Source organism: Bradyrhizobium sp. P2_E8 (genome assembly GCF_056403875.1).
The window spans coordinates 1-2,458 of record NZ_JBFUES010001055.1 but is presented as its reverse complement, the minus strand read 5'-3'; the positions used below and the strand labels follow the sequence as shown (position 1 = coordinate 2,458).

Sequence of the window (2,458 nt, the reverse complement as noted above, 5' to 3'; positions counted from 1 at the left end):
GAATCAGACAGCGTCCCCCCATTCTGGATGGTCAGGCCTCCGGTGCCGGAAAGGCCGATGATGACGGTCTGCGCCTGCGCGTTGCCGGACGAGATGACGGCGGCGTTGGGCGAGCTGGTGTCGATGGTCGCGTTGGTGGCGTTGGTCGGGACGCCGCTGGGCGTCCAATTGCCGGCCGTGAACCAATCCGGGGTGGCGCCGTTCCAGCTTTGCGCCTGCGCGAGTGTCGTTGCCGTCCATGCCAGCGTCGCCAGGGACAGTCCAAGCGCCAATGGCGTGATGCCGATCCGACCGTGTTTCGCGATCCGGCTTAGAGCCCTCGCATCTTGCGACATCCCCAGTGCCCCTCCTGGCCGGGCACCGAGCGTCGCACGACACCTCACCAGCCTTCCAACGGACGCGAGCAATGCGGGCAGCTAGCGTAAGCCCGGTTGCGTCCCCCTCAGCAATAGGGATCACCATCACTGCGGGCTGCGATTTGTCAATGCTTCGGGCCGGTTGCCGCCAGCAAACATGGCCGACCAGGTCATGGTGTCGTGCCGCAACTTTCCTGGCGAGAGCCAAGCGAAAGAGCGAAACTGCGAAGCCTATTTCCACACGCGCGCCAGCGTCAGCGCCAGCAGCCCCAATGCGGCGCTGATGAGGCCCACCATCACGTAGGATTGCGCGAACACGCCGGTCTGGATGAAGACCTGGCAGGCGATGGCGAAGCAGACGGCCGCGAGCAGCAGGCAGGCGCAACCGACGATGATCGAGAGGTAGCGTATCGCGGCCGCGACTGGCCTTGCGGGTGATGCAGGATCGGTCATGCAGGTACCAACGGTGCGATCGACGACGGGTTCCTCCCGCGGCTGCGTGCGAGCATCAGTCGCGTGCGCAGCAATCGACGAGCGCGCGCCAGATGCGCCGGATTTCGACCGTCCTCTGAAGCTCCAGGACGTGGTTCTCGCTCGTTTGGGGGGATGCAGCCTCAAAGCGGGGTTCGCGCGGTGCGATCCAGCGTTCGGATATGGGATCGTACCACTTGCCGAGATTGACCACGTTCGTTTCTCCTCGTTTCAATCCCCCCGTTGTCTGATCGCTTATCCCTGGCGCCTGTTGCTTGTGTTCTGGGTCAGGTTGCCGTGCGCCGCCTGCTCGCGAATATTCTGCTTCTCGTCGTCGCGGTGGCCCTTGGTGGTGTCGACCGGGACCGACGGCGCGCTGCCGGCGCCCTTGTGGCTCTGGTTTTCTTCAGGAACAGGTTGCACTGTCTTCGTCAGCGGCTTTGTCATCAGCTCTGACTCCGGCGTTGCCTTCACGAGAGACAAACGCGCCCGAGCCGCGCGACGTTCCAATGTCAGGCCGAAGTGATCGGCTGTGATCGGGATGATGGTACGGTGAAGCGGAAGCTTCCTGTCTTCATCGAAGGGGCAGGCATTGGGCTCGATGGGGGCCGCATTTGCCGGAATGGGGCCCGGCGGTATCGCCCGCCGCCCGTCACCCGAAGCGGGCTTCCTGCGACGGCCGGCTCTTCGCCGCGTGGGCACGGAAGGCGTTGATCGCCTTGTTCGCGAGCATCAACTGCCGGCGTTCGCCGGTCTTGAGCTGGGCTTCGATGGCGTCGAGAAGGACATTCGCTGTCTCGTCCGGAGGACCGAGCTCTCCGCTCTGCTCCAGGAAGCTCCAGGCGATGAAGAATGCGCTCTCGACGGTGCAGCGAATGGACATGCGCTACCAACGCAGCGCGGCTGCCGGCGTTCCGCGCGGGCGCTGATGCGCGCTCTAATTCTTCAGCACGATGCGGCCGACCACCTTGCCGGCGCGCAATTCGTCGATCCATTTCTGGACGTCGCCCATCGGCTCCTCGCGCATCGGCGTCGGCTTGATCTTGCCGGCGCGGGCGAGCGCCATCAGCTCCTGGGCCTCCGCGAGCGTGCCGACCATGAAGCCTTCGATGGTCATGCGCTTGTAGACCCACTGCACCATCGGCAGCGTGAACTGGCCGCCCATCAGGCCGGAGACCACGATCTTGCCGCCGCGCGCGGCGACCGCGACCGCAAACGCCATCGACTTCTCGTTGCCGGCGAAATCGACGATCTCGTCAAAACCGCCGTCGGTCTCCTTGAGGATGCGCCGGATCACTTCCGGTTCGGCCGGGTCGTAAGCGACCGCGGCGCCGTTCTTCAGCGCGGTGTCGCGCGCGGCCGGCGAGAGATCGGCGACCGTGATCGGCTGCTTGAACATCGCCTGCGCGAACGACAGGCCCATCATGCCGACGCCGCCGAGGCCGATCAGAAGAAGGTTGCGCTGGCGCGGACGGTCGACCAGACGCTTGAGCGCGCCGTAGGCGGTGACGCCGGAGCACATCAGGGTCGCGGCCTGGTTGACGGGCAGGGGATCGTAGTCGAGCAGATATTTCGCGTCGGGCACCAGCACGTGGCTGGCAAAGCCGCCGTCGATGGAGACGCCGAGGAAG

6 protein-coding genes are annotated in these 2,458 nt (G+C 65.3%); all 6 read right to left on the bottom strand.

All coding sequences use genetic code 11. The annotated features are described in order from the left end of the window. On the bottom strand, nucleotides 1–335 hold a 335-nt coding region (locus AC1D00_RS36560), incomplete at its 3' end, for a hypothetical protein (protein ID WP_477014013.1). 252 nt (nucleotides 336–587) lie between these two features. Next, nucleotides 588–809: a hypothetical protein gene (locus tag AC1D00_RS36555; protein ID WP_025576094.1), complete on the bottom strand. Its 222-nt coding sequence runs from the start codon at nucleotides 807–809 to the stop codon at nucleotides 588–590. Between the two features lie 55 nt (nucleotides 810–864). Further along, a complete protein-coding gene (locus tag AC1D00_RS36550) occupies nucleotides 865–1,041 on the bottom strand; it encodes a hypothetical protein (RefSeq protein ID WP_477014012.1) in 177 nt (58 codons plus the stop codon). A 41-nt stretch (nucleotides 1,042–1,082) separates the two neighbouring features. Next, complete coding sequence (locus AC1D00_RS36545) at nucleotides 1,083–1,274, bottom strand: hypothetical protein (protein ID WP_029677420.1); 192 nt, start codon at nucleotides 1,272–1,274, stop codon at nucleotides 1,083–1,085. A gap of 205 nt (nucleotides 1,275–1,479) precedes the next feature. Then, the gene (locus AC1D00_RS36540; RefSeq protein WP_025576092.1) at nucleotides 1,480–1,710 is read right to left on the bottom strand and encodes a hypothetical protein; all 231 of its coding nucleotides are present in this window, start codon (nucleotides 1,708–1,710) and stop codon (nucleotides 1,480–1,482) included. 54 nt (nucleotides 1,711–1,764) lie between these two features. Next, nucleotides 1,765–2,458, bottom strand: a 694-nt coding sequence (locus tag AC1D00_RS36535) for a zinc-binding dehydrogenase (RefSeq protein WP_477014011.1), incomplete at its 5' end; no start/stop codon positions are given.

What these genes read in the sequence shown, in the direction of transcription:
- AC1D00_RS36555 (WP_025576094.1), bottom strand. Translation starts at nt 809, where the DNA reads ATGACCGATCCTGCATCACCCGCAAGGCCAGTCGCGGCCGCGATACGC.
- AC1D00_RS36545 (WP_029677420.1), bottom strand. Translation starts at nt 1,274, where the DNA reads ATGACAAAGCCGCTGACGAAGACAGTGCAACCTGTTCCTGAAGAAAAC.
- AC1D00_RS36540 (WP_025576092.1), bottom strand. Translation starts at nt 1,710, where the DNA reads ATGTCCATTCGCTGCACCGTCGAGAGCGCATTCTTCATCGCCTGGAGC.